We start from the raw sequence: 25,010 nt of genomic DNA on the forward strand, positions 1-25,010 counted from the left end.
TTCAGCGCCTACTATTAGGCATGAAAGCGGCTTTTGGCATTCATTTGCTCAAACCTTATTTATTCAATTAGTCATTGGTCAGATGCTTGTGAATTGAATCGGGTATTCTTTAACGCCAAATACAAAAGCACTTTGAATCGGCTGCAGAACCGTTTCCGGCACAAGCTGAATGTCTTCCATTTGCCGAAGCATCGTCTGAAGTACAACCCTCGCCTCCAGTCGTGCAAGCGGCGCACCGAGACAGAAATGAATACCAAATCCAAAACCCATATGTCTGTTCGGCTTGCGGTCAGGCACAAACTTCTCTGCTTGATCGAATTGAGCGCTATCCCGGTTGGCCGATCCTACCCAGGATATCACCTGTTCCCCTGCCTGAATCGTTTGTCCGTTCAATTCTACGTTTTCTTTGGCAATACGCCCAATAGCCACAATTGGCGGATAATAACGCAACGTTTCTTCTACCGCAGTCGGGATAAGTTCAGGGTGCTCTCGCAGCTGCTGCTGAAGCTCAGGCTGCTCTGACAGAATACGAACAGCATTGGTAATCAGATTCGTTGTGGTTTCATTGCCCGCAGCAAGTAACAAGATGCAAAATCCGACCACTTCCTCTGCGGTCAGCTTCTCCCCTTCAATCTCCGCAGCAAGCAGCAAAGAGATCAGATCATCCTCTGGTCGCTGACGTCTTTCTTCCATTATGGCCGTGAAGTAGCTCGCCAGCTCCTGCTGGTTCCGTTTCTTTTCTTCCATCAATTCCTGGAAAGCTTCATCACTGTCATCTCGCGCACCCTTCACGAGTGCATCAGACCAGTCTTTGAACTTCTGGCGATCTGTGGAAGGGACTCCAATCAATTCGGCAATCACGATAACCGGAAGTGGAGTAGCAAGATCATCGATAAGACGCATACGACCTTCTGGAACATGCGGCGTCAATAACTCATCAGCGATTTCCTGAATACGCGGAGCTAACGCTTCGATCGCTCTAGGTGTGAACGCCTGATTAACCAGATCCCGCAGTTGTTTGTGCTTCGGTGGATCGGTAGTAAGCATGCTGGCGTTCGCGCGATCACGTTCAGAAGAGAACAGTTTAGGATTTTTCAACACATATTGCACATCTTCATAACGGAAAACATCCCAGCATTCTCGATGGTTGTCATAGCGGACTGGAGTATTGTCACGAAATTCAGCATACACCTGGAAGGGAAATAATTGCTGCTCCACCCCTTCCAGCTCTCGGATCGGAATGTAATTGGCATACTTTCTGGGTGCTCGGTTCATCGTTTCTCCTCCAATCATTAATATATATTTATTTACATATCGAAATCACCATATATTATAGACTCAACGCTGCTGGCATACAAATATTTGGCAATAATTGAGCCTCATTTCCTAGAACGTATTACAAAAATCGTCAAGACTTGCTAATTAATACCCCAGCTATTCGTCTTGGATAAGAACACTTCTGCTATGGACGATCCTGCAACACTTTCCCCAATTTTTTTCTATACCCTATCAGGTCAAAAGTCTCATATGTAATAAAATATGACACAAAAATTTCTTTAGTATGATTTCACACTCCTTATTCTCTTTTTCACCTTCTCATATTTATCCATAAAACCTTATAAACACACTTTATACTCTAAATATCTATCAATGTAACCGATTACTCTATCTATATTTACAATTGTCATATTATTTAACATGAAATACAATCAATTTGAACTTATATACATACCACCCTCAACAAACATCACACGAAACTAACCTGAAGGAGAGTGCTTTTCATGAAAAAAACTTCAAATCTTCGTCCTTGGGCTGTATGGAGCACAGCTGCTTTGACAGCTCTAACCATTTCCCTGTCCCCAATCGGAACCTATGCGGCTCAGGCGGCTACGGTAGAAGTGAGCGGTACAACCAGTGCAGTTCAGACCGCATCATCCACTCCAGCTCGCAATACGACCATCCCTGCTCTATCGGATTCGTTCAAACAATCCGCTCTGCCTAATGTTCTGGTCATTGGAACGGGTGGTACGATTGCGGGTCAATCCGAGGATGCAACCAGCTTCCAGAACTATAAAGCTGGCACACTCCCGATTGGAGAAATGGTCGACGCCTTACCGGACAAACAGAAGATTGCAGATGTTAGCACACTCCAATTCGGAAATTCAGGTTCAGGTTCTTATACCATGGCTGATCTCTATGACTTATCTAAGACGGTAGACAAGGCTCTGGCCCAGTATGACAGTGTTGTGGTTACCACTGGTACAGATACCATGGAGGAAATCGCCTACTTCCTCGACATGACCGTACAAAGTGATAAACCCGTCGTCATCACAGGGTCCATGCGCCCTTGGACCGTTATCGGCTCAGATGCACAAGCGAATCTGTACAACGCCATCAAGCTCGCAGGCAGCGGGCGCACCACTTCATTTGGAACCGTGCTGATGTTGAACGATACCATTCAATTGGCACGGGGCGTGACCAAAACGAATGATTATCGAACAGACACGTTTGAAACCCCGATGCTTGGTGCAGTCGGTTATATTGATGAAGAAAACATTCGAATTTACCGTGCCCCTGCACGTGCCTTGAAGCCTGAAGGTACATTGAAACCGGCCTTTGACCTGAGCAAAATCACGAAGGCAGATCTCGCCAAGGTGGAAATTGCGATTTCCTATCAGGAAGCTGGCGGCGAAGCCATTGAAGGATTTGTGAAGGGCGGCGCCAAGGGAATCGTAACGTCCGGTACCGGAGCAGGCGGTATCTCCAAAGCAATGGGACAAGCACGTACCAAAGCGGTGGAGGATGGCGTAATCTTCGTAACGACCACTCGGACAGGTTCAGGCAGTGTATATGGCGGAGGGAAAGGCGTTATCGCCGGTGACAACCTCAGTCCTCAGCAAGCACGCATTTTGTTGATGCTCGGGCTGTCCTTCAGCGATGATTTTGACACGATCAAAAAATGGTTCGAGACTTACGGAACGCCGGAAGTTTAATAAGGCTCTCATCACTTCACTCCAATAAGCAGAAAGAGACGATCATACTCTGAGATTCAGGAGTGTTATCGTCTCTTTCTTTTCGAATTGAATGCGCATTCCATCCGTTTTAACGGATCTGCATCTTTTCTTACTTCACCCAGGCCAGAGCCAGACCATCATAATCCGGCAGCATCGTTGTTACGAGGCGCGGGTCACTCGCCATCTGCTCGTTGAAGCGTCGAACCGCGAGGACCGCCGGACCCTGCTTGTCCGGATTTAGCGTACGGCCGCGCAGGAAACAGTTATCTCCCACAATGACCGCCCCCGGCCGCGCGAGCTTAATGGCGTAATCGAGATAAACGGGATAATTCTCCTTGTCTGCATCAATGAAGAAGAAATCGAAGGTTCGTCCTTCCTGTGCCAGCTGCTCCAGACTGTCGGCTGCGGGGCCAATTTTATATTCGACCTGATCCCCAAAGCCTCCTTCCTCCAGATGACCACGAGCCATCGCTGCGTATTCCTCTTTCAGTTCCAGCGAAGTCAGGGTTCCCCCGTCACTTAAACCGCGAGCAAGACAGATACCGCTGTATCCGCCCAGTACACCGATTTCGAGTACAGCCTCCGCTTTCGATGTCTTCGCGAGAAAAGTGAGCAAACGGCCATAGGCCGCTGCAACCGAAACTTCCGGCATGCCGTTCGATCGGATGGCTTCTTTTACCTTTAACAAGAGATCATCCTCTTGAAATAATTGATTTACATATTCGTCAGGGGTCAGATTCACCGCTAAAATCCTCCTTGGACACTTGGACTGCTTTCCATATGGATGCCAATGTTCTATAATAAATGTTTGTTGTCAAACACAGGCGGTTGACTGCTGCATCGGCTCGAAAGATGAATGCATTAGCGCACCGCATTTCTCATTGTAAGTTTTTTCACGGAAAGCGGCAAGGCCGCACCGTCACTATACAGCAGAGAGAAGGATATTCCTTCTCCAGCTTGAAATGGAGTTGAAATGAATCACATGGCTCAATTGCAATTGATTGCGACCTCGGCGATGGGACTCGAGGCTGTTGTCGCCCGGGAACTGAAGCAGCTGGGGTATGAGGATGTTACGATCGACAATGGCCGGGTTTTCTTCACTGGAGATTATATTGATATTTGCCGGTGTAATCTGTGGCTGAGAAGTTCCGACCGCGTATTGGTCAAAATGGGTGAATTCCCTGCGACAACGTTCGATGAATTATTTGAAGGTACCAAAGCATTACCTTGGGAGGAATGGATTCCAGCCGATGGCGAATTTCCGGTTGAAGGTCGTTCCCAAAAATCTCAGTTGAGCAGTGTACCTGCATCGCAGGGGATCGTGAAAAAAGCGATCGTAGAGAAACTGAAGCTGACTTATGACACGGAGTGGTTCCCAGAGGATGGGTCTCGTTATGTGATTGAGGTCATTCTGCTGAATGATCGCGCCCTGCTTACTTTAGATACGACGGGACCAGGTCTGCATAAACGGGGTTATCGTAAACTCGTAACTGAAGCACCACTCAAAGAAACACTTGCTGCGGCGCTTATTCAGCTCAGCCGCTGGAATGTATCCCGCCCCTTCTATGATCCATGTTGTGGATCAGGTACAATGCTGATTGAAGCCGCTATGATCGGCTGGAACATTGCACCGGGACTTCGTCGGACCTTCAACTCCGAGGACTGGGCTGTCATTCCTGAAGAATTGTGGGAACAGGCGCGCGAAGAAGCATTTGACGCGGTTCGAGACGATATTCCATTGCAAATTTCGGGCAGCGACATCGATCCGGAAGCCATTGAAGTTGCACAGGCAGCAATCAAGAGTGCCGGCTTCGCCAAAGATATTGAGGTCAGCGTCCTGCCCGCCCATCGTGCAAGACCACAGGGCGAATATGGTGTAATCATTACTAACCCTCCATATGGTGAACGTTTGAGTGAAGAAAAAGAAGTGCAGAAGCTGCTGCGTTCTTTAGGGCGCAGTTACCTCGATTTACCGACATGGTCCTTTTTTGCCATCACGTCGACCAAATCTTTCGAGGAAGACTTTGGCCACAAGGCAGACAAGCGTCGTAAGTTGTTTAATGGACGCATTGAAACCCAATATTATCAGTATTTGGGCCCACTGCCTCCACGTAATAAAACACCACAACAATAAGAATATTGGAATAATCAAGTGCTCCTGCCTTCCACGGCTGGGGCGCTTTTTTGGTATGTATTTCTGGAGAACTATGATTGATCTTAATGACATTGCTTCCGCATGAAGCATTTCTCCCTTGGGCATAGTTGAAAAGCCATGACACCACGCTATAATGGATAAAGTCCTATTTTTACATTCCGTTAACAAATCCATTCATCAGGGGGGAAGACATATATGTTTTTCACTAAGCCAACGCGCACCCTTACGCCGCGCGGGCTTCCGAATCATCCACTTACGTTATATCTTATTTTTCTTGTACTCATGCTGCTCAAATTGATGTGGCTCCACCACAATCTGCACGCCTACAACATTACGATGGGGCTTCTGGACAAAGTAATTGCCATCGGTTCGCTGCTGCTTCTGTCCTTCTGGACCTGGTGGCTGCCTCGCCGGGGCATGATTATATCACTCGTTATCCTCAGTCTGCTGCTCACTGCACTGATCTATGCGGATATGGTTTATTATCGCTACTTTCAGGATTTCCTAACAATTCCTGTGCTGATGCAAGCCAGACAGGTGGACGCTTTGGGTGACAGCATTGCTACGCTCGTCTACGCCAGTGATCTGTGGTTCTTCGTCGATTGGCTAGTAATTATCCCATCTGCAGCGATTCTGCTGTTCAGTAAACGTTACCGCCGTGGTCGCTCGAGCGCATATTCAAACGGGCCGAACTCTTACTCGTCAAATTCAGGCAAATCAAGCATGCGTCGTCGACTCGCTGCAGGCAGCATTGCCCTGGTACTGGGTCTGGGGCTCGCGGTTGGTCCGATTTATTTTTATAGTAAAACCTGGGCAAAAGGGTTGTTCGATAACAACTGGTGGAATGTGTCCATGTACAACGTTACTGGTCTTCTTGCTTTTCATGGCTATGATCTGTACAACTATGCCAAAGACCAGCTCGGCTCTGGACCGGAGGTCGATCCTGCCGATCTCGAACAGGCGGAAGCTTATTTCGCCAGCAGACAACAGGCTGATTCAGTGAAGGATGCGATGTTTGGCAAGTACAAAGACAGCAATGTGATCATTGTCCAAGGGGAAGCCTTCATGAATTTCATGATTGGACAGAGCATTGGCGGTCAGGAAATTACGCCTCATTTTAACGAGCTGATGAAGGAAAGCCAGTACTACAGTCACTTTTATCACCAGACAGGTCAGGGGCGAACATCGGATGCTGACTTTGGGGCCAATATTTCTTTGCATCCACTGTCGGTTGGATCCGCGTTCGTCCGTTACGCAGACCACAGTTACGATTCCCTGCCTTCTATCTTGAAGGATCATGGTTATAGTACGAATGTATTTCATGCCTATGAGAGCGGATTTTGGAATCGTTATACGATGTATCAGAATATGAAGTATGACAAATTTTACAGTAAAAATGATTTTGAACAGGATGACCCGCTAGGCTGGTCGCTGTCGGATGAGTCCTTTTTTCGCCAATCGGTTGAGAAAATGAGCAGTGAGGTTACAGAGCCCTTCTACTCATTCCTTATTACACTCAGCAGTCATCATCCATTCGCGTTGCCCCAAGATAAACAGCAGCTGGATGTCGGGGAATTCAAAGGAACGATGTTTGGCAACTATCTGCAATCTGTTCATTACGTGGATTCTGCGCTCGGCAACATGGTGGAAGACCTGAAAAATCGGGGATTATGGGACAAAACGATCTTCATGTTCTATGGGGATCACGATAACTCCATCAAGGAACAGCCACAATACGAGAAATTTCTCGGACGCTCGCTGACTGATCTGGATATGCAGCAGATTATGAACGAAGTGCCTTTGCTGGTGCATCTGCCCGATGGAGCCGCAGCAGGAACGATTGACGAGCCTGCCGGACAACTGGATGTTACACCTTCAGTACTGCATCTGTTGGGGATATCAGATCAATCCTACTACCACATGGGCAACGATGTGTACGACGGTTCCTCCCGTATGGTGGTATTGCGCAACGGAGCATTTACAGATGGCTCCCTGTTCTATATCCCATCGGATGATTACCTGTATGACAGCGGCTCCTGTTACGATCTGTCTACAGGCAACAAAACGGATATTAATGCTTGCCGATCTGGTCATGATGAAGCAACAAAACGACTGCATGTGTCAGATACGGTCAATACGTTTGACCTGATCTCACGTTTTCGGGAGGAGAAAGCGTCTGACTCCGCTTCCTAACAGATACGGAACGGAACAGTGCGCTGAGGGAACTTTATAATTCATATTTTAAAGTTAACCCGACACTACAATGAAATGGAGCTAGTGCATGACCATGACGTCACATCCAGATCAATTCAATATCGAACAAAAGCTATTCGAAGAAGCTGCAAACTTTGTCAAACATCGCTACCCTCAAGGATGGGGCGGGGCGGCTGCCGTTTATACCGAAGCTGGCTCGCTGTTAATCAGTGTAGCTCCAGAAGTGATTAATGACGCCACGCATCTGTGTATGGAAACAGGAGCCTACCTGGAAGCCCACAAATTAAACGAGAGGGTCACCCACTCCATCTGTGTGGCACGTGACAATGAGAACTCGCAATTCAAGGTCCTCACCCCTTGTGGTGTGTGCCAGGAACGACTGTTTTTCTGGGGAGAAGACGTGAAGGCTGCCGTATACGATCCGGATGGAGCTTTAATTTACAAGAGATTGGACGAAATTCAACCTTACCATTGGACCAAGGCATACCGGGATAAGTAAGAAGATAAATTATAAGTGTTGAGGCTGCAATCCGTTGCATGCTTCAGCACTTCTTTTTTCGAGACTGGCAATAACCACAACCTTGCGAAAGATAGAAAGTCGCTATATAATTGTAACTGTATTGGTTTCATTTATAGATGATGGAGGTTTTAATGAATGAATATTGAAATATGGTCCGACTTTATGTGTCCTTTCTGTTATATTGGCAAACGTCGTCTGGAGAATGTACTCGCACAATTCCCCCACCGCGATGAAGTGAAATTACAGTTCAAAAGTTTTGAGCTCGATCCAAATGCTGAATTGAATAGTGGCAAAACCAACGCAGAATATCTGGCTGCCAAATACAATATGAGTGTGGAGCAGGCACGCGGCATGAATGCCCAAATGAATGCCAATGCTCGTACGGCTGGACTGGAATACAACATTGATGAGATGATCCCTACCAACTCCTTCTCTACTCACCGTCTGACGCATTGGGCAGAAACACAAGGGAAAATGCTTGAGCTGAGCGAACGGCTATTTCAAGCGATCTTCATTGAAGGTAAACATGTCGGCAATTCCGATGTACTGATCGAGTTGGCTGAAGAAGTGGGTCTGGATCGCAATGCCGCAGCAGAAGTGTTGTCCAGCAATCAATTCGCAGACCAAGTGCGTGCCGACCAAGCCGAAGGCGAACAGTTAGGCATCCGGGGTGTGCCGTTCTTCGTATTTGATCGCAAGTTCGCTGTATCTGGCGCTCAACCGGATGAGGTGTTCCTTGACGCGATCCAGAAAGCATGGGACGAGCGTTCCCCTTTCACCATGGTAGAGTCCAGCACCACTGACGCAGATGGCAGTGGAGTATGCACCGAAGACGGCTGCGAGGTTCCGCAACCGGATCAATCCAAATAACACAAAAGCAGCAGGATCAAGGGTTATCCCCTGAACCTGCTGCTTTTTTTACACTTTTCCCTTTTAAATCCATCCACTTAAGATGAACTCATAATTTACACCTTTTGAATAAAAAAATTTGGAGACAACAGCGATCGAAAGAACGATCCGTATCCGGAACAACTCCACGCAGATCATTAAACACTCATTTTGGAATTGAGCTACACGCTCAATCCCAAAACAGCTGATCCGGATGTGGTCCCGTCCGTTTATCCGAGTCCAGCGCATCAATCAGTTTCAGCTCATCGGGAGTCAGTTCAAAATCAAAGATGTCCGCATTCTCGCGAATTCGCTCCGGGGTTACCGACTTCGGAATCGTCACGATCTGATTCTGAATATCCCAACGCAGAATAACCTGTGCTGGTGTTTTTCCGTATTTCTGTGCCAGACTTTTCAAAGCCGATTCCTTGTTCAGTTTACCTCTCATAATGGGGCTCCATGCCTCCAGTTGAATGCCCTGCTCCCCGCAGAAATCCTGCAGCTCCTGTTGAATCAGACCTGGATGCAGTTCCACCTGATTCACCGCAGGTACTGTTCCACCTTCATCTATGATATCGCGCAGATGGTGTATTTCAAAATTGCTTACACCAATAGCACGTACGCTTCCTTCGCTATATAGACGTTCGAAAGCTCTCCACGTCTCCTTATACTGGTCTCTGCCAGGCCAGTGAATTAAGTATAGATCAATGACATTCAATCCAAGCGCCTTCTGACTGGCCTCAAATGCTCTCAAGGTCGAATCAAAGCCCTGATCCTCATTCCACAGCTTGGTTGTCACAAACAGCTCATTACGGGCAATACCACTGCTCGCAATGGCTTGTCCCACTTCCTCTTCATTTCCATAAACGGACGCCGTATCAATGCTCCGATATCCAACTTCCAATGCAGTCTCCACCGCTTGCTGTACTTCCTTGCCCTTTGCTTGATAAGTCCCAAATCCCAGCCATGGCATCGTCACGCCGTTGTTCAGAATCGTACAATCTGTAATATGTTTTGTCATTCTGTACCTCCTGTGTGAAATTTGCCTGCTCTTGGTCTATTAACCTTCTCACCAAATTTTAAGCGGCACTTTGCATACAGTTTGGCTGGATCCACTTCTTGGGGTCCTTCAAAGGAAACATAAATAACCCGCAAAGCACTGCTGCTCTGCGGGTTTCTGGTGTGACAGGAACGCCTATAGATCAATGGTTGACATCGACCTTCCTTATTCTTCTTTTGTTGAAACAATAACGGATTGCTTCAATGTTCCCCATGTAAGATTTAAAGATGAATATCAATGATGTGTATAACCTTTTCCGGTCTGACTGCGTTTATTGGATAAGTACCTTTACACAAGGAGGCGTGTGTTTGAAGAACTTTGGAATTGTTTTCATTCTGGTGCTTTTATTGGTGCTTACCAGTGGCTGTACACCTTCGACGTATGAAATAACGGGATATACAGGCTCCTCTATAAATAACGAGATTCCTGTTCCCGTGAATGCAAAGCAGTTGAGCGTAACGTCATATTCAGACCATCCAAACATTCAAACAGGCATTAAATATGAATTGAAACATATCGGGGGAGAACAGGGATTATATGTACCCTCCGATTATTTTGAGAAGTTATCCGAAGCCGGATGGGTTGAAGTGGAAGAAGAGCGAATGGGGAATGTTCATTATTTGAAAAAAAGCGATACGATCATCGCCATTGAGATTCAAGAGGATACCTTTGAGATTTTTGAAATGATGCAGGGATTCAATTTTTAACCCTTTACTATTCCTATTCACAACTAAAAAAAGAGAGGCCGCAGCCTCTCTTTCCTTCCGTGGACAAGTTTGCCCACTGCATATCCATAAAATTACTTCACGAATTTCGCTACTTTTGCAAGCACTTCTTCTTCTGACGGAGCACTGATGTACCGACCGTTGATGAAAACAAAAGCACGCTTCGCGCAAGGACCGCAATACGATTTGCAACCAATTTTGATCTCCGTATCCGGAGCCATTTTCTCCAACTTGGCTACAATCGATTTTAGTCTGATATGATTACATTTTTCGCATACGCGGATATCGTTAGCCATGAGTTCCCCTTCTTCGCTCCCTTAGTGGTCGCCGTGGTTGCCTTGGGATGGGTTCGTAATAACGAAGCCTTCTTCAGGGAAGTAAAGGTAATCAATTTTGACGCCATCCAGCAAAGGCTGATCATTCTCAAGAATAACGTCGATCTCTTTATCGGTAGATACAACCGTATCATTTTCTTTTGGCGTATCGATATCGAGGCCGTAGTGGGCATGATCTCCATGTGCATGTGTGATCACAACGCGCAGCAATTTACCTTCGTTCTCAGGCTTGTCCAGTTCAAGTTTCAATACTTTCGCGGCATTACGTGTAATTTTGCAGTTCATTTCATTCATCTCCTATATCGTAATTGCTGGTTCCAACAATTTTTCAGTATTTCTAAACTCCAGCATCTATTGTAAAGAAAATTACTGCGCTTCGCAATAACATTGATGCAAAATCGATGTTAAAACCACCCATTTTGTGTCGGATTAACACGACGCACCCGCTGTAAGCACCGGATATTTGCGCTCCGCACGACTCACAAACCAGTTCATCAGCAACAACGTAACCCCGATATCATCTATAGGCATAAACGGCATCACGTCAGGAAGCACCCAGTAGAGCAGCGCCGGGATGATGAACAGCAGCTTCTCACCCAAAGGGATCTGAGGAGCCCGCAACAGACGCGGCAGCCGTTTGAATACTTGTGTCCATCGTTTGAATGATAGCAGTCTTCTCCACTTCATATGAACCCCTCCGTATAATTCTTGCACTGAAATAAAACAGCACACGTTATAGTCACTAATAGTTACACCCATCATTACCCGTTCCAGAGTGATCCGGAACGAATGATGCAATATGCAGATTAAAAAAACGAACGCCGGTCACAGCGCCCGTTCCTGTTATACGAGTGGACAACCCGTAAGTTTCATGTTCTCCCATCCAATTTATGTGAAGTCAGGTTGGAACGATTCCCAATCTACCCTGTTCATGCTCTCAATCGGATAATAATTCAGCCAACAGCATGCCAACCTCTACGCAGATGTCATCGAACTGATCCATGGGCAGCGGGTTGACCCCAAGTCCCACTTCTACCGTGAAGCCGGGCTTTCGAAACTTCTGAATGAACCAGTCTTTGTACCCTGCATCGCTTCCACCCAGCTTAACTGCCTTGTACCCTGAAGCTCTTGCCAGTCTGCGTGACAGCGGGGCACTCTCCCTTGGCTCCAAATCTCGGTAGTTCCAATAAATTTCCTGTCCCTGGCTGTGCAGCGAAACGACAGCATCGAAATGATGCTGCTCGGTCCACTGTGCAAGTGCCCACGCCTCCGGTTCCGATAAGGGAGCGGTTCCTGCATAATCTCTGGGCCCTGGAGTCGTTATCCCTCTTCTAGCTGCTTCTTCCTCCCAATAAGCCGGGAATTGATCATTAAGGTCTATCCCCCTGATATTGGACTTCCAATGCGTAAAATGGGAGCGTCCGGCATTCCATGCCAGCAGTTCTTCTGCATGGGGATGATCATTGACCGCACCCTCTTGCACCAATTCAACTCCATCCGGGTTAACCATGGGCACCGCCCACAGCGTGGTTTCCCGCATCCAGCGTTCCGTCTGGAATTGATGCCATGGCGTATGTGTACTGTAGGCCTTCGCATATTCTTCAATGAACCGCATCAGAACCGCCGTTGTCAGCCACTCATTTGCATGAACTGATGCGTTGACATGGATATGTCTGGGGCCTTGACCCAAACGCAGATAAGGCAAATCCTTGCCCATGACACTGCTGCCAATGGAGCCAATCTCGATAAATGGATACTTCTTTTCGAGCAAACCGATATCACGGCTCATTTCACGATAACCATACTCTCCCTGCAGCTTGACGATAGTTTTTCCATTTGAATCCGGAATATGAATACATCGCCCGCACCAGTCCGGAATGTTCGCTATTTCTGGATTGGCCTCGCGCAATTCTTCTTCATTCAGTCCAAAACGTAATGCAATCACAGCCACTTTCTCCCCAGGTTGCACTGCATACCTGCGCCCTGTTCCCGGCGTAATGCGCAGCATCTGTCCTGTCAGCAAATAGGGCTGAGACGCTGCTTCCGGGTTGAGAGCAGCCAGTAACTCCTTGGTCATATGGTTCGCTGCCGCAATACGCGACAAGGTATCTCCCTGCTGAACAATAATCCATTGCAGCTCCATGTCGATCTCCTTTCCCTTAGGAAATTGTGTAATCTCCCGTCCTTTTCTCGCCTGTGTCCTTACTGTATGTAATATGTATGCGGGTCTGGTTGTCCGTCATGTGACATGAATCGCGTCAATCCTTACAACATAAGAAAAACGTGTTTATAATCCGAAGCTCTTCTACTTTCTGATATGCTTAAAAAAATCCCGGAACACCAAGCGTTCCGGGATTCTTTTAAGCATTGAAATCAAAAAAATAGTTATGGTAATTGGGTAACCTGCCACACAACTGGCGTTTTGGAGATCTGCTCTCCCAGCCATTGGCGGGTAATATTCTGGAACATGCGGGGGTCCCCTGTGCAAAAAAACTGATGGACCGGCGTCTCATCCCCACTGGCCAGCTTTCGTTTATCATACAAAATCGTACTGATTTCCCTTGCCGTTTCATCTGCCGAACTAATCAGCTTCACTTCCTGCCCCATAACCTCCTGAATGGTATCCATGAGAAAAGGATAGTGCGTACAACCCAGAATAAGACAATCAATCGGCTGTTGTTTAATCTGGCCTAGAGATTGCTCCACCGTACTTGTCGTTTGCTCGGAACGGAATTCGCCTTGCTCCACCAGTGGCACCAGTGCTGGACAAGCCTGACTGACCACATCAATATAGGGAGACAACTGTTTGAGTGCAGACGTATATGCACCACTTCCAATGGTCCCCACGGTGCCAATGACACCGATGCGTCCTGTGCGTGTCGCTGTGATGGCTGCTCGTGCTCCAGGATGAATGACACCAATGACGGGCACATTCACCTTGGCTCGAATATAGTCGAGCGCTGCTGCCGTAGCCGTATTACAGGCGATAACGATAACCTTCGGATCGAACTGGATCAAGAAATCAACGATTTGTTCCGTGAATTGTTTAACTTGTTCGGACGAACGGGGTCCGTACGGTGTCCGGGCAGTATCTCCAAAATATATGATCTTTTCCCGTGGGAGCTGACGCATCACTTCCTTGGCGACGGTCAACCCCCCTACACCGGAGTCTAATATAGCGATTGCTTGCTGCACGAACACACCGCTTCCTTCTTCATTGAATTGGTTCTGTTAACATATTGGTTCCCAGAGCTTTCTTCCTACCGTATGAATTTCCAGGCAAAAAGGTACCTACATCTTACCCGATTTCATCGCAGGGTTCAAACAAAATGCCATATCGTACAACTCCTGTACGACCACGCACAACAAAGCAGGCTCCCCTCCAGATGGAGGAAAGCCTGCTTGCTTTCAAGCTTAGCTTTAGATGTTATCTTTGGAATCATCGGTAGGAAGCTTCGCGATGACTTCAATGCCTGACTCATTCCCTGCATCTGCATCCATGGAAGAATCGGAATCCGTAATGACTGCGGATACGCGCACTTCTTTACCTTCTCCGCAATTGCGCCAGGATTGGATATCCTGGATAACGACATCTGCCGTCTCTTTTACTTTGGATACGATCTGAGCGCTTTGTTCGCCTACCTTGCTAGCCAGTTCCTGACCCTTCTCACTGACCTGACGTGCACCTTCCGAAATATCTTGACGAAGTTCGCGTCCGGATTTTGGCGCCAGCAGCAAAGCTGTCACTGAACCTACAACCGAGCCGATTAATGCTCCCCACAACAAACTTTTGTTAGAATCCTTCACGTCTCATCTCTCCCTTTACCTTAAATGAAGTACCGAATAACCAAGCAACGGCCTGTTGCTCGTCAATCCGGGCGAATGCCTACTCTGTTGATGCAGTATAAGCAGCAAGGGCTTGACCTGACACTCGGATACCAAAAAAAATTCTGGATACCGTCTTTCGCACCTTCTGAGGCTATCGAGATATGTCTCAAGTCTGCCGCGCCGGCTCTAGCGGAGCAGCGGCATGTTCATCACCCGGGTCCAGATCAATGACATATCGCCCGGGTGCAATCAAAGCCGCCTGATGCTCACAACGCCAGCGTCGTCCACCGGAAGATCCCAGCGTCTGTCCATCCTGCAGAACATCTCCCTGATCAAATATGTAATAGGCGGCACCCAGTAATGTCTGGGCTACCGTATCCGGATCAAGTCCAATGAAATGACACTGTACATCAGGCACGCCAAGTGCCGACAACCCTACTGTGTCCATAACCAGCTGACGCTGTTCCTCCGTGCCCCCAGCCTGATACATGCGCACATTCATCGCAGCGTAGAGATGTTCCTCACGCTCCTGTGACAGCACATAGGCTTCTGGTTCAACCAATTTGTCACTGCCGTACCAGTATAACGCCTCACAAGGCAGCACTTCCATGACAGCCTGAATCGTTTTTTGGAACAATTCGAGTCGCTGTTTGCGCGGCATGGCAGCAGTGAACATATCATGTAGCCGGATGGAATATCGGATCGTTTCCATAACTTGTCCTGCTTCTGGCCAATGCCAGGCTTGCTGCAATGCCCCTCCAAAGCGGGCACGATCTACAATTTCAGTAATGGAGAGCATACACGTCTGTGCTGGAATATTACCTTCCTGAAAAGAAACCTTATGGTCCAGATGGTAGAAAACCAGCATCTCAGGTTTATGCTCCTCATTGCCCTGCTTCACGTCAAGCCGGACTTGTCCGGTATGACGGCTTAGTGCATCCTGCAAACGCCCCTGATCGATAACGGGACGTTCCTGAAATAACAGCTCAATCATATATACCGGATGAAATCCGGAAGGTATGTCATTCGTTTCATTATTCCCTTCTTGATCTTCTTTCCATTCGTTCTTCATGCTGCTTCCCCTCATTCCTTGCTCTGTCCCTCGGCCTGTGCAATCTGGAAAGGTCCGAGTTCTTTTTCCACATAGGTATTGACCTGATGGGAAAAATGTTCAAGCACGCCCGGCAAATCACTGCTCAGCGGATGCAGTTCAGATCGCTCCCAGCAGTAATAGTCCTGAACGAGCGGCTTGCGCAACGATACGAGGCGACTAAGCACCTCATAGGTTGCATGATCAAAAACCTTCTCTTCGTGGTTAATTTCAATAATATCGTCATAGCTGCTCGCATCACGCATGATGAAGCCGTCAATGAGATAACTTCCCACATCCGTAACGATTTCAATCGCCAGATGAAGACAACGTTCCTGTACCAGACCCAGCATAAGACTGCCATCCCAAGCTTGGGACGCGCGGCGAAGACCTTCGGCCACCTCCGGTACGGCAGCAAGCCGGCGGGCAATCTGTTCCCTATTTACGTAATACAATATGTTCACTTCCCGTTCAGTGAATTATCGGTTCCTTTTCCCTCTTCGCTTCAGCCAAAATAACATCACAGGACAAGCGATCAGAAACACGACAAAAATATATAAAAATTCCATAACGTCTCTTAAATCGCTCATGCAGAGTCCCCTTTATCCAAAGTAGAATCAATGACAGATTAAATTTCGTAGTCCACTGCAACCGACTGCTCTCTGACCTCGTTCATATACTTGATGACTTCCTGATGCAGCGGATGCACCTGATATGCCTGAAGATCTTCCAGTGATGCAAACTCTGCCGTAAGTGAGATGTCAAAAGATCTGTCTGAACGGAGCACGTCAATACCCACTTCAAGCGAAACCAGAACATCAATTTTGCCTTGCAGATTACGGAGAACATTTGCAGCCGCTTCAATACTTCCAGGAGAACGATCTTTCATTTTAAACAGAACAATATGTCTAATCATCAGACAAGCACCTCATTTGAGTATAATAATTGGTATGAATGAATTTTCTTGTATCCAAAATATATCATAACGTCCTCTATTACGAAAGGATACTTGGAAACGTTCTCTTCAAAGACAATCTAATCGGGGCTGCCTTCATTCGCCTTTGTTTTCTCCTGAGGCTTATTATCCGTCTGTTCAATTTGGTTTGTCTGTTTTTCCGGGTCAACTTCGGTTGCTTGTTCATTTGTATCCTTATTCCCCACGTTCGGCTGCGGTAGCGGCCATTCCCGGTCAGACAAATCCTCCTGTTTTTTAAGCACCGCTATAGCCTGTCTAAGCTTGTCAGGCAATGGAAGCCCAATGCGGGCATAATTTTCGGTAATGGATATCAGCTCATTCACCAGATAAAAGTAGATGGCTCCTCCTTTAATGATGTCAGTCCCCATGATCAGGTCAATTCGGTGGGCAAGCAGAATAACCGTCAGCATGAGACCTTTACGCGCGAGCCCCCAGAATCCAACATTACTATTCAACCCTTTACCCGATCTTACTGCCGCAGCGAGACCCGTAATGTAATCCACAGCCATTGCAACCGCCAGCAAGCTAAGCAGCTGATCCCATCCACCAAAAGCAAACGTCATGAACGCCCCTGAAATCGCAGTAAAGGTACTTACGGATGGACTCACGTTTCTCACTCTCCCTCTCACTTGATATCCATACAAGATATGTAAGAGTAAGAGATTTTGACAGGCCACATGCCTGGCAGAACCTGCGGATTTCTAATTTCAGATTTGTGCACATTGGATATGGGTTCCTTTAACGAAAATCGAATATTTATGGGTAAATCAGGGAAATAAACCGCATCATATCAACAAAAAATAGATAAAAGTACTATAGTCTCACTAATAGGTAATTAGACTCATTTTATTTTTATACATTATCTATTTGATCCCTTAAATTTAGTGAAACATTGTAATCTAGGAATATACTAGGATGTGAATTGCGTCTGTTATAGTTCATAATTCCTCCTTTGTAGCGGATTCACGCATCCCTTCATTTGAAACAGGTGCACCCGGCACTTGAAAGTACCCCCGTACTTATTGTAGTATTTGGTTAAAAAAATCGGAGGAAATATGCCTAATCAACCAGAACAACATTCCATCCAGGCGTGGTCTCTGATCAACCGTAAATATTTGGGAAAAGGCGTCCGTGTTAAACGATTCCGAAAACCGACACGCTGTCAAATCCGCAACCGTGTTCTTCTTGCCGTGCTGATGGCCAATGATATCAAGTTGTCTCAGCTCGCCGAAGATCTATCCATCTCTTCACGCAGCGTCAGCGCGTGGGTGTATGAAGGACGGATACCCGGCAGTACCAATTTGGACAAGGCATGCCAATTGCTCGGCTACCCGCGCCACATTCTTTTTAATGAAGAAGTGGTACGCAAAAGCCCTGTCATTTGTCAGCCCGAGCCTTCCCGCTTCATGAAGCGTACGGTGACCCGTTCTCCGGTTAGCAACCGTATTCTGACAGGCTTGTGTATGGTCCATGATTTGTCGGTGACAGATGTCAGCCACTGGATCGGGGTTCACCCCGGCACTTTCCGCAAATGGCTGCATCAGGGAACGCTGCCTTCTGCTGCGTTTCAGGAACAAGCGGAACAATTTTTCCGCATCCCGAAAACTATTTTGTTCGCAGATGTCATCTTGAAAGATCGCCACAATAACTAAATGAGCGAACAACCAAAAGGCTCTGTCCTCCCCCCGGGGAAAGACAGAGCCTTTTTAACATACAACTTAAAAATAAAGACAAGATTTATTCCACATCTCCCCGGTTAGATCGGTAATTCCCCATGTGAATCCTTCAACATCGTCTCTCCCGGACGACAGGCGCCCGTCTTGCCCTTTAAACAGCTATGGACGGATAATCATCCCTCCCCTGTCTGCTCCTTTACCTGCGCCAATACAGCTCACTCTCTGTACGCGGCGAAACCCCCTCTGTCGAAAGGGGCGGCGACTTATGCCCATATATGCCTCATCAATGCTTACAAACCACTCCATTAAATCTTTGATGATCTAAAAGATTATAAATTCATCGTTAGCGTCGTTTCGACAATATATTTGTACGAACAATTCAACCGAACACTTTATATGAAGTACAAAAAAAAGCCTTTCCCCTAAGGGAGCAGGCTTTAAGTCACACTCTAATTCAGCTTTTATAACTTTAGTACGATACATTCCAACCCCTTGTGTGACTGTGCTTTTCCAAAATCCATCTATATTGATAGCTCTGAAATCAAGCACCATCATCTCTAATGTAAACAACAACACTCTCTTGTCTCATACATTACATTATTCACTTTCAATTTGTACGTACAACTATAAACACAAAATAAAACTTGTTCATATTTCTTTTACCCATAATTCGAACCCACGTTAAGAATCTCGTTGATATATTTCAGTCCTGTATAACGATCACGAAGCAAATGAGCTGTGTTGAAAGCATGTTCCACCATCTCCATGGATACACCCAGTTGTTCAGTTGTTGTAGGGCCACCAACTTGCTCAAGCCAAGCTGTAAGCTGCGATGCATCCGGCAGATTATGGTATACACGGAAAACCGGCTCGTCGGATTTTTGTGCAAGATCTTTGTATTTTACGGTAAGCAATGCACAGGCCACTCCCACTTTGGCTCCATGCAAAACGGGCTTGTGCCCTGCCTCCATCAGATCCATCTCCCACCGATGGGACAGATGATGTTCTCCACCAGATGCTGGACGAGAATGATCAATAATCAGCATGGAAATGCCGGAAGCAATCAGCGCATCCATCAATACAGTCACACCATCGGCCCGCCCTTCAGCGATACCTTGTACATGCTCCACACAGGTTGTCAGCGCTTCTTCCGTCATACGATAAGCAACGGGGCAGAACGGTTCTCCACCCAGATCCCTGGAAACCACCCAGTCCGCCAGTGATGTATATTTACCAAGCATATCTCCGAAGCCGGCAGCGTTCATCTCTTGGGGGGCTTGCTCCAAAATATCGATGTCCGCAAAAATAGCTTCAGGCGGTACCGCCTGGAACGTCTGTTTGACGCCGCTTACAATAAGAGGCGCACCTGCTGAGGTAAATCCGTCAACCGAAGCCGCTGTAGGTACTGACAGAAAGGGCTTGTTCATTTTGGAGCAAACAAATCGCACCAGATCATGAATGGTCCCTGAACCAGCAGCAATGATCGCCTGACTTCCCTGTCTCACACCCAGCAGTACCTGCATAATCCCGCCCTCATCAGCGATTACATCGCCTGCTTTGTTCTCTGGCATGCATATCTCATCCACATGAATGCCCGCTTCTCGAATGTTCTTTACCACCTCGTGTCCTGCTGCCGGACCCGTAAATCGATCATATACAACTGTTACATGTCTATACCCTTGCTCGGACAAATAGCCAGGTAACCGCTGAATAGCTCTATGCTCCAGATAGACCTGCATTTGCACCAACCGATGATCATGCCCACAATTACAATTCTGCGCTTCTTCGTTCCATGCGGCAATTCGCTCGTTCATATTCATTCGCTCTTAACCTCCCTTAAGAAATATCATGCATAATTACATGCAGAAAACCACAAAATGAAAAAAGGAAATAAAATGTGAGTATTTTCCTGATCACACTTTACTTCCTGTTTTAAAAATTTGCAAACCCTAAACTCACATTCCCAAGCAGGTGAATCTATGAAATTAACCAAAGAAATAGGGATTTCTCTCGGATTTCTCGCAGGAACGACGTTTGGCAGCGGCATTGCTTTTCTGTTTCGTTTACAGGCGTATGAGGTCATGGCTAGTGTTGCGCTCTTGGGTATTGCCGGAGCGATTGCTGGCCTGTGTGTGCAACAATTCATATTCAATAAATAAGAAAATCAAAAAAAGCTCGCGAATTGCCTTTAGAGCAATTTGCGAGCTTTTTTTCTTCGATGCGGTCGAGAGGACTCGAACCTCCACGGGGGTTAGCCCACACGGACCTGAACCGTGCGCGTCTGCCAATTCCGCCACGACCGCATAATATGTATCTTCTCATCATGGATGAAAAGCATTCCGGTCAAGCCTTTGCTTGTTTTACCGTAATTAAGAGTATACATGCTCTGAAATAAGTTTGCAATACCTTTTTTCCAATTTGCAATGAATAGGACATATGTCCTTTTTTAACCCCATCAAACTCCCTATCGTAGACATTAAGCAGATCAAGTGTCCTGTTGGACACGCTATACCTTGCTTAGAAAAGTGGAGTTTTGCATGACGATCAAGAACACAACACATGAACGTATTGAAGAAGGAAAACCTGCGGACGTGGCATTGCCAGGTATTTGCGGAATCTGGGCAGCCAGGTCGTCGTTGTTGAAACTATCTTGTACAGCAACGCCAACATCTCACCCTCGGACCACAGGCGGTTCCTCATAGTGTTAACCACATCATTGCCGGACAGATGCTGAAGCATTTAAGCTTCAAGATCCGACCATTAAGAATGGTGATCTGAATTTAAAGGAGAGGTCCACATGAAAAAAGCGAAACTTTGTTTTATCGGTGCAGGATTCCATGCATCCACAAATATATATCCATCTGCTGCTGAAGCAGGAGCAGACATTCAGGCCATCGCCACTCGCAGTATTGAACGGTCCAAGGCGGCTCTTCTTCGTTTTGGGAGCAGTGGGAAAGCCTATGACAATACTCAGCTGATGCTACAGAATGAAGACTGTGATGGCGTCGTTGTTGTGGCGCAGCCAGAGGATCAGACAACTCTTGCCCTTGAATGCATCCGGGCTGGCAAAAATGTATACGTGGATAAACCCCTTGGATGGAATGCGGCTGAAGCAGCGGCTGTGGCTGAAGCTGCCCAACAGGCAGGTGTGGTTGTCATGGTTGGATTCATGAAACGATATGCGCCGGTCTACATGAAACTCAAGGAACTAATCGATGGTGGATCATTGGGCAGAGCACGTTCTTTCCAAATGAAATTCGCTGTAGACAGCACACCCTTCTGCAAGGATGAAGAACAATTCATGAAGCTCGCTGCCATTCATATGGTCGATCTGATGCGTTTTCTGTTCGGGGAAGCCGTACAGGTCACAGGCACAACGGTTAAGGACGGAGAACATATTAACCAGAGCATTTCCCTGAAATTTGATCATGGTGTGGTGGGCAGTGCGTACTTTGTTGGCATGAGTGCATGGTCACGCGAAAGCGAAAGTGTACTCGTCACCTTTGACGACGGATTTGCGTTAGCAGATGAAATTAATACACTTACGGTTCATCAATCTCGTACAGGGGATACCCTTCCCTGGAAATCCCTTGAGGAGCAGGATACTGTTTTCACCCCTTCCGGCTCTCCCATGTCAGGGGCCTATCGCGACCTCTATTTGCGAGGATTTGTAGGGGAGATGGCACATTTCATGGAATGCTGCCAGAACAAGTCTGTTCCACATTCCAGTGGCAAGGATAATATTGAAACCATGGCGCTATGTGATACGATTCTGGCATCGCTGATCTGACGTTTATACGATATAAGGATAACCATTTTATAAAACCGAGAAGAGGAAAGAAGCATATGTTAGACACCGGACTACTTATCATTCGACTTGTTATTGGTTTCATTATGATGGGTCATGCATGCAAGAAACTGTTTGGCTGGTTTGGTGGTGAAGGCCTATCAGGAACAGCCGAATTTTTCGGGGCGATTGGTCTAAAGCCTGCGAGAGTTATGGCTGTCTGTGGAGGCCTTATTGAATTGATCGGCGGATGCCTGTTTGGGGCAGGTCTCTGGACTGGTTTAGCTGCCATTTTGCTGATGCTCCCTATGGTTGTTGCCATAGCGAAAGTCCATGCAGATAAGGGACTTTGGAATCTGAACGGTGGATTCGAATACAATCTGGTTATGCTCGGATCGCTGATCTGTGTTGCACTTGCGGGCGCAGGAGCGTACTCCCTAGACACTTTGATTTAATCAAGCCTCTCATTCTTGAGAACCTCGATGTTTCGCGATACGAAACCGGGGTTCCTTTTTTGTTTTAACTTTATGTCAATGCATGGGATGGGGTTTATAATCTTAGGGAGAAGTGATATGCTCATAGATGAATGATATGTACATTTATGTACTGTAGTGTTCCAATCGATACTATTAATAACCACCACGAACTGGAGGTGCAATTATAATGAGAAAGAACACCGAAGCGTGTCCCGAGCCTTATGGCTGTTCCGTCGAAGTCACGCTGAGTGTCATCGGAGGCAAATGGAAAGGTGCGATTCTATATCACCTGTTCTCCGGCTCGTTAAGATTCAATGAGCTCAGAAAGTTATTCCCTGATATTACTCAGCGGATGTTAACTCTCCAGTTAAGAGAGCTGGAAAGCAGCGGAATTGTTCACAGGGAAATCTATCCGCAGGTTCCACCCAAAGTGGAATATTCGCTTACACCGTTTGGAGAAACGCTCCAGCCGATTATTTACAGCATGCGAGACTGGGGAGAACAATATACGAATGAAGTCCTGGCCAGATCACAAGATGTCTAAACAAAAGACAAAAGAAGCTATCCCTTTCTCAAATGGGATTAGCTTCTTTTTCTCGATATGAAAGATGCGTAAACCTTATTTTATGACCGTTTGAATGGTTATGGTACGATTACGTCCCTCTTCCTTGGCTTGATATAACGCATTGTCCGCCAAATGGAACAACTCTGTTGCCGTTGTGGAATGCAGCGGATATTCGGCAATGCCTGCTGAAATGGTCACTGAACGATCAATGGGCAATATACTTTGTTCCACCGATACACGGATATGCTCGGCAATTTGATACGCTGTTTTGGACTCCGTATGTCGCAATAACACCACAAACTCCTCCCCGCCAAACCGGGAGCATACATCCTGCGTCCGAACCGACAGTTTAATGATATTGGCGATATGCTTCAGAACCTGATCCCCCGCATGATGCCCGTACGTATCATTTATGGATTTGAAGCGGTCAATATCCAGGACCACAATGGAGAATGGAACTTCTTCATCAATCCAGTGCTGAATGACTTCTTCAAATGTTCTACGATTGGTCATTCCGGTTAATACATCCGTTCTGGCATCATAAGTAAGCTGATCCTTCTGCTTTCGAAAATTCGCCAATGCGGTAAGCACGGTGCGTGTTAACAAGTCCGCTTCCCTGTTCCAATGCGGCTTCAATACAGGCAGATCTATTTTGCCCTGATCCACCTGGTTAACCAGGTCCGCAAGATAAACAAATGGACTAGCCAACTTGCGCGCTACACGAATAACGATAAGTGTCAGAATGATGAACGGGATTGAAGTGTACAACAGCAACATGCGAATATGTTGATTCAGCTGATCGTATACCATCTGGGTTGGAGATACAACGACAACTCCCCAATCTGTTGCCGGGACCTTATAATAACCAGCGAGTGAATCCACACCCGCCAGATTCTTGTATTGTTCTTTGCCTGTCTGGTCGTGAAGCAATTTCTTCACAACTTGATTTTTGCTTAGATTCTCACCGATTCTTTCCGTATCCGGGTGAAACAACAACGTCCCTTTGGCATCAACAATAAAAAAATAAGAGCCATTACTGGTCTTCAGCTGACTGCCAAATGACAGGTTCAAGATGTTGTTTTCCTGTAGATAGATGCTCCCACTAATCAAACCTTTGAATTCACCTGATGGACTGAAGATCGGTTCACTCACAAAAACGATTCTTCGTTCCGAATACGGCGCACGATACGCTTCGGATATATAGGAAGACCTCGATTTAAACGCATTTTTCGCTGCATTTGAAGTTAAAGGCTGTCCGAGGCTTTTTTTCAAATAAGGAGATGAACCCCGGATTATACCCGATTCATCGATCAGAGAAACCGAATTGAAATAATTACTGCTGTTTCGAATTAAATCCAGTGTGGAATCCAGTTTTTTGGTGTCATCATAGTCTATTTCCGGAAAATAGTTGGCTGAATACTTCAAACTGACCTGCATGGATTGAAACAACGAGTCCAGTGTTTGGCTCATCTGCACGGCACTTGAATAATTAAGTGAGAGTGTACTATCAATCAGCGATTGCTTCTGGGATGTATAAGATGAAATAAACATAATGGTCAAAGTCATCAAAACAGCAATGGTGACCAATCCACTCAACAGAGCGGTAAGGCTGATTTTTTTGATCTCCCTTGCTTTTCTTCTTAATCTGGATGTTTTATTCTTTGCGATCATTATTGCTTCCCCCGGTTTTTCATGAAAAGG

At 46.6% G+C, this 25,010-nt stretch carries 25 protein-coding genes, 1 tRNA gene and 1 pseudogene; 11 read left to right on the forward strand and 16 right to left on the reverse strand.

Annotation, left to right across the window (positions count from 1 at the left end):
• Positions 1 to 78 precede the first annotated feature (78 nt).
• Entirely contained in the window at positions 79 to 1,275 is a 1,197-nt protein-coding gene (locus tag BMW94_RS20655) for a cytochrome P450 (RefSeq protein ID WP_091000817.1), read from the reverse strand.
• A 506-nt stretch (positions 1,276 to 1,781) separates the two neighbouring features.
• On the opposite strand from BMW94_RS20655, the gene BMW94_RS20660 reads away from it, so the two are divergent.
• On the forward strand, positions 1,782 to 2,993 hold the full coding sequence (locus tag BMW94_RS20660) for an asparaginase (protein WP_091000818.1): 1,212 nt from the start codon (positions 1,782 to 1,784) through the stop codon (positions 2,991 to 2,993).
• Positions 2,994 to 3,123: 130 nt separating this feature from the next.
• Here the strand turns inward: BMW94_RS20660 and BMW94_RS20665 are convergent, their stop codons facing one another.
• Positions 3,124 to 3,756 (reverse strand): O-methyltransferase, encoded by a 633-nt coding sequence (locus tag BMW94_RS20665; protein ID WP_091000819.1) that lies wholly within the window; start codon positions 3,754 to 3,756, stop codon positions 3,124 to 3,126.
• 240 nt (positions 3,757 to 3,996) lie between these two features.
• Between BMW94_RS20665 and BMW94_RS20670 the strand changes: the two genes are divergently transcribed.
• The 4 genes from BMW94_RS20670 (at position 3,997) to BMW94_RS20685 (ending at position 8,773) form a co-directional block, all read left to right on the forward strand.
• Positions 3,997 to 5,148: a THUMP domain-containing class I SAM-dependent RNA methyltransferase gene (locus BMW94_RS20670; RefSeq protein ID WP_091000820.1), complete on the forward strand. Its 1,152-nt coding sequence runs from the start codon at positions 3,997 to 3,999 to the stop codon at positions 5,146 to 5,148.
• Positions 5,149 to 5,364: 216 nt separating this feature from the next.
• Entirely contained in the window at positions 5,365 to 7,362 is a 1,998-nt protein-coding gene (locus BMW94_RS20675; protein WP_091000821.1) for an LTA synthase family protein, read from the forward strand.
• A gap of 94 nt (positions 7,363 to 7,456) precedes the next feature.
• Positions 7,457 to 7,882 carry a cytidine deaminase gene (locus BMW94_RS20680; RefSeq protein ID WP_091000858.1) on the forward strand — a complete coding sequence of 142 codons (426 nt, stop codon included), beginning with the start codon at positions 7,457 to 7,459 and terminating at the stop codon, positions 7,880 to 7,882.
• A gap of 156 nt (positions 7,883 to 8,038) precedes the next feature.
• Positions 8,039 to 8,773, forward strand: coding sequence for a DsbA family oxidoreductase (locus BMW94_RS20685; protein WP_091000822.1), 735 nt, complete (start codon positions 8,039 to 8,041; stop codon positions 8,771 to 8,773).
• Positions 8,774 to 8,981: 208 nt separating this feature from the next.
• On the opposite strand, the gene BMW94_RS20690 is transcribed toward BMW94_RS20685, so the two are convergent.
• On the reverse strand, positions 8,982 to 9,812 hold the full coding sequence (locus tag BMW94_RS20690) for an aldo/keto reductase (protein WP_091000823.1): 831 nt from the start codon (positions 9,810 to 9,812) through the stop codon (positions 8,982 to 8,984).
• A gap of 347 nt (positions 9,813 to 10,159) precedes the next feature.
• On the opposite strand from BMW94_RS20690, the gene BMW94_RS20695 reads away from it, so the two are divergent.
• The gene (locus BMW94_RS20695) at positions 10,160 to 10,558 is read left to right on the forward strand and encodes a hypothetical protein (protein WP_091000824.1); all 399 of its coding nucleotides are present in this window, start codon (positions 10,160 to 10,162) and stop codon (positions 10,556 to 10,558) included.
• Between the two features lie 92 nt (positions 10,559 to 10,650).
• On the opposite strand, the gene BMW94_RS20700 is transcribed toward BMW94_RS20695, so the two are convergent.
• From BMW94_RS20700 to BMW94_RS20745, 10 genes and pseudogenes are all read right to left on the reverse strand, one after another.
• Positions 10,651 to 10,872, reverse strand: coding sequence for a YuzB family protein (locus tag BMW94_RS20700; RefSeq protein ID WP_024629198.1), 222 nt, complete (start codon positions 10,870 to 10,872; stop codon positions 10,651 to 10,653).
• Between the two features lie 21 nt (positions 10,873 to 10,893).
• Positions 10,894 to 11,196, reverse strand: coding sequence for a hypothetical protein (locus BMW94_RS20705; protein WP_063564902.1), 303 nt, complete (start codon positions 11,194 to 11,196; stop codon positions 10,894 to 10,896).
• A 144-nt stretch (positions 11,197 to 11,340) separates the two neighbouring features.
• Positions 11,341 to 11,598 (reverse strand): hypothetical protein, encoded by a 258-nt coding sequence (locus BMW94_RS20710; protein ID WP_091000825.1) that lies wholly within the window; start codon positions 11,596 to 11,598, stop codon positions 11,341 to 11,343.
• Positions 11,599 to 11,848: 250 nt separating this feature from the next.
• Positions 11,849 to 13,048, reverse strand: coding sequence for a M14 family metallopeptidase (locus tag BMW94_RS20715; protein ID WP_091000859.1), 1,200 nt, complete (start codon positions 13,046 to 13,048; stop codon positions 11,849 to 11,851).
• 248 nt (positions 13,049 to 13,296) lie between these two features.
• A complete protein-coding gene (racE, locus tag BMW94_RS20720; RefSeq protein WP_063564957.1) occupies positions 13,297 to 14,106 on the reverse strand; it encodes a glutamate racemase in 810 nt (269 codons plus the stop codon).
• Between the two features lie 225 nt (positions 14,107 to 14,331).
• Positions 14,332 to 14,718 carry a YtxH domain-containing protein gene (locus BMW94_RS20725; RefSeq protein ID WP_091000826.1) on the reverse strand — a complete coding sequence of 129 codons (387 nt, stop codon included), beginning with the start codon at positions 14,716 to 14,718 and terminating at the stop codon, positions 14,332 to 14,334.
• A gap of 187 nt (positions 14,719 to 14,905) precedes the next feature.
• Positions 14,906 to 15,811 carry a DUF4261 domain-containing protein gene (locus tag BMW94_RS20730; protein WP_175480781.1) on the reverse strand — a complete coding sequence of 302 codons (906 nt, stop codon included), beginning with the start codon at positions 15,809 to 15,811 and terminating at the stop codon, positions 14,906 to 14,908.
• Positions 15,812 to 15,822: 11 nt separating this feature from the next.
• On the reverse strand, positions 15,823 to 16,284 hold the full coding sequence (locus BMW94_RS20735; protein ID WP_091000828.1) for a DUF86 domain-containing protein: 462 nt from the start codon (positions 16,282 to 16,284) through the stop codon (positions 15,823 to 15,825).
• Between the two features lie 173 nt (positions 16,285 to 16,457).
• The gene (locus tag BMW94_RS20740) at positions 16,458 to 16,745 is read right to left on the reverse strand and encodes a Dabb family protein (protein WP_091000829.1); all 288 of its coding nucleotides are present in this window, start codon (positions 16,743 to 16,745) and stop codon (positions 16,458 to 16,460) included.
• A gap of 284 nt (positions 16,746 to 17,029) precedes the next feature.
• Positions 17,030 to 17,422 (reverse strand): annotated as a pseudogene (locus BMW94_RS20745) (holin family protein); the annotation flags it as partial.
• 438 nt (positions 17,423 to 17,860) lie between these two features.
• On the opposite strand from BMW94_RS20745, the gene BMW94_RS20750 reads away from it, so the two are divergent.
• Entirely contained in the window at positions 17,861 to 18,457 is a 597-nt protein-coding gene (locus BMW94_RS20750; protein ID WP_024629188.1) for a helix-turn-helix domain-containing protein, read from the forward strand.
• A 683-nt stretch (positions 18,458 to 19,140) separates the two neighbouring features.
• Here the strand turns inward: BMW94_RS20750 and BMW94_RS20760 are convergent.
• Positions 19,141 to 20,301 carry a sn-glycerol-1-phosphate dehydrogenase gene (locus tag BMW94_RS20760; protein ID WP_091000831.1) on the reverse strand — a complete coding sequence of 387 codons (1,161 nt, stop codon included), beginning with the start codon at positions 20,299 to 20,301 and terminating at the stop codon, positions 19,141 to 19,143.
• 159 nt (positions 20,302 to 20,460) lie between these two features.
• Here BMW94_RS20760 and BMW94_RS20765 point away from each other — a divergent pair, with 159 nt between their 5' ends.
• Positions 20,461 to 20,640, forward strand: coding sequence for a hypothetical protein (locus tag BMW94_RS20765; RefSeq protein WP_091000832.1), 180 nt, complete (start codon positions 20,461 to 20,463; stop codon positions 20,638 to 20,640).
• A 60-nt stretch (positions 20,641 to 20,700) separates the two neighbouring features.
• On the opposite strand, the gene BMW94_RS20770 is transcribed toward BMW94_RS20765, so the two are convergent.
• Positions 20,701 to 20,784: transfer RNA gene (locus BMW94_RS20770), tRNA-Leu, on the reverse strand.
• Positions 20,785 to 21,278: 494 nt separating this feature from the next.
• Between BMW94_RS20770 and BMW94_RS20775 the strand changes: the two genes are divergently transcribed.
• From BMW94_RS20775 to BMW94_RS20785, 3 genes are all read left to right on the forward strand, one after another.
• On the forward strand, positions 21,279 to 22,271 hold the full coding sequence (locus tag BMW94_RS20775; RefSeq protein WP_091000833.1) for a Gfo/Idh/MocA family protein: 993 nt from the start codon (positions 21,279 to 21,281) through the stop codon (positions 22,269 to 22,271).
• A 56-nt stretch (positions 22,272 to 22,327) separates the two neighbouring features.
• On the forward strand, positions 22,328 to 22,723 hold the full coding sequence (locus BMW94_RS20780) for a DoxX family protein (protein ID WP_091000834.1): 396 nt from the start codon (positions 22,328 to 22,330) through the stop codon (positions 22,721 to 22,723).
• A 208-nt stretch (positions 22,724 to 22,931) separates the two neighbouring features.
• Positions 22,932 to 23,288: a winged helix-turn-helix transcriptional regulator gene (locus BMW94_RS20785; protein ID WP_091000835.1), complete on the forward strand. Its 357-nt coding sequence runs from the start codon at positions 22,932 to 22,934 to the stop codon at positions 23,286 to 23,288.
• A 75-nt stretch (positions 23,289 to 23,363) separates the two neighbouring features.
• Here BMW94_RS20785 and BMW94_RS20790 read toward each other — a convergent pair whose 3' ends face one another.
• Complete coding sequence (locus BMW94_RS20790) at positions 23,364 to 24,980, reverse strand: sensor domain-containing diguanylate cyclase (RefSeq protein ID WP_091000836.1); 1,617 nt, start codon at positions 24,978 to 24,980, stop codon at positions 23,364 to 23,366.
• Positions 24,981 to 25,010: the final 30 nt, after the last annotated feature.

It is taken from the genome of Paenibacillus sp. OK003 (assembly GCF_900109515.1).
GTDB classification, from domain to species: domain Bacteria; phylum Bacillota; class Bacilli; order Paenibacillales; family Paenibacillaceae; genus Paenibacillus; species Paenibacillus marchantiae.

Bases quoted from the DNA above. Each gene is read 5' to 3' on its own strand.
- BMW94_RS20740 (WP_091000829.1), bottom strand. From the start codon at position 16,745: ATGATTAGACATATTGTTCTGTTTAAAATGAAAGATCGTTCTCCTGGA.
- BMW94_RS20750 (WP_024629188.1), top strand. From the start codon at position 17,861: ATGCCTAATCAACCAGAACAACATTCCATCCAGGCGTGGTCTCTGATC.
- BMW94_RS20780 (WP_091000834.1), top strand. From the start codon at position 22,328: ATGTTAGACACCGGACTACTTATCATTCGACTTGTTATTGGTTTCATT.
- BMW94_RS20660 (WP_091000818.1), top strand. From the start codon at position 1,782: ATGAAAAAAACTTCAAATCTTCGTCCTTGGGCTGTATGGAGCACAGCT.
- BMW94_RS20790 (WP_091000836.1), bottom strand. From the start codon at position 24,980: ATGATCGCAAAGAATAAAACATCCAGATTAAGAAGAAAAGCAAGGGAG.
- BMW94_RS20765 (WP_091000832.1), top strand. From the start codon at position 20,461: ATGAAATTAACCAAAGAAATAGGGATTTCTCTCGGATTTCTCGCAGGA.
- BMW94_RS20730 (WP_175480781.1), bottom strand. From the start codon at position 15,811: ATGAAGAACGAATGGAAAGAAGATCAAGAAGGGAATAATGAAACGAAT.
- BMW94_RS20710 (WP_091000825.1), bottom strand. From the start codon at position 11,598: ATGAAGTGGAGAAGACTGCTATCATTCAAACGATGGACACAAGTATTC.
- BMW94_RS20760 (WP_091000831.1), bottom strand. From the start codon at position 20,301: ATGAATATGAACGAGCGAATTGCCGCATGGAACGAAGAAGCGCAGAAT.
- BMW94_RS20655 (WP_091000817.1), bottom strand. From the start codon at position 1,275: ATGAACCGAGCACCCAGAAAGTATGCCAATTACATTCCGATCCGAGAG.
- BMW94_RS20675 (WP_091000821.1), top strand. From the start codon at position 5,365: ATGTTTTTCACTAAGCCAACGCGCACCCTTACGCCGCGCGGGCTTCCG.
- BMW94_RS20690 (WP_091000823.1), bottom strand. From the start codon at position 9,812: ATGACAAAACATATTACAGATTGTACGATTCTGAACAACGGCGTGACG.
- BMW94_RS20685 (WP_091000822.1), top strand. From the start codon at position 8,039: ATGAATATTGAAATATGGTCCGACTTTATGTGTCCTTTCTGTTATATT.
- BMW94_RS20670 (WP_091000820.1), top strand. From the start codon at position 3,997: ATGGCTCAATTGCAATTGATTGCGACCTCGGCGATGGGACTCGAGGCT.
- BMW94_RS20775 (WP_091000833.1), top strand. From the start codon at position 21,279: ATGAAAAAAGCGAAACTTTGTTTTATCGGTGCAGGATTCCATGCATCC.
- BMW94_RS20705 (WP_063564902.1), bottom strand. From the start codon at position 11,196: ATGAACTGCAAAATTACACGTAATGCCGCGAAAGTATTGAAACTTGAA.
- BMW94_RS20680 (WP_091000858.1), top strand. From the start codon at position 7,457: ATGACGTCACATCCAGATCAATTCAATATCGAACAAAAGCTATTCGAA.
- BMW94_RS20785 (WP_091000835.1), top strand. From the start codon at position 22,932: ATGAGAAAGAACACCGAAGCGTGTCCCGAGCCTTATGGCTGTTCCGTC.
- BMW94_RS20700 (WP_024629198.1), bottom strand. From the start codon at position 10,872: ATGGCTAACGATATCCGCGTATGCGAAAAATGTAATCATATCAGACTA.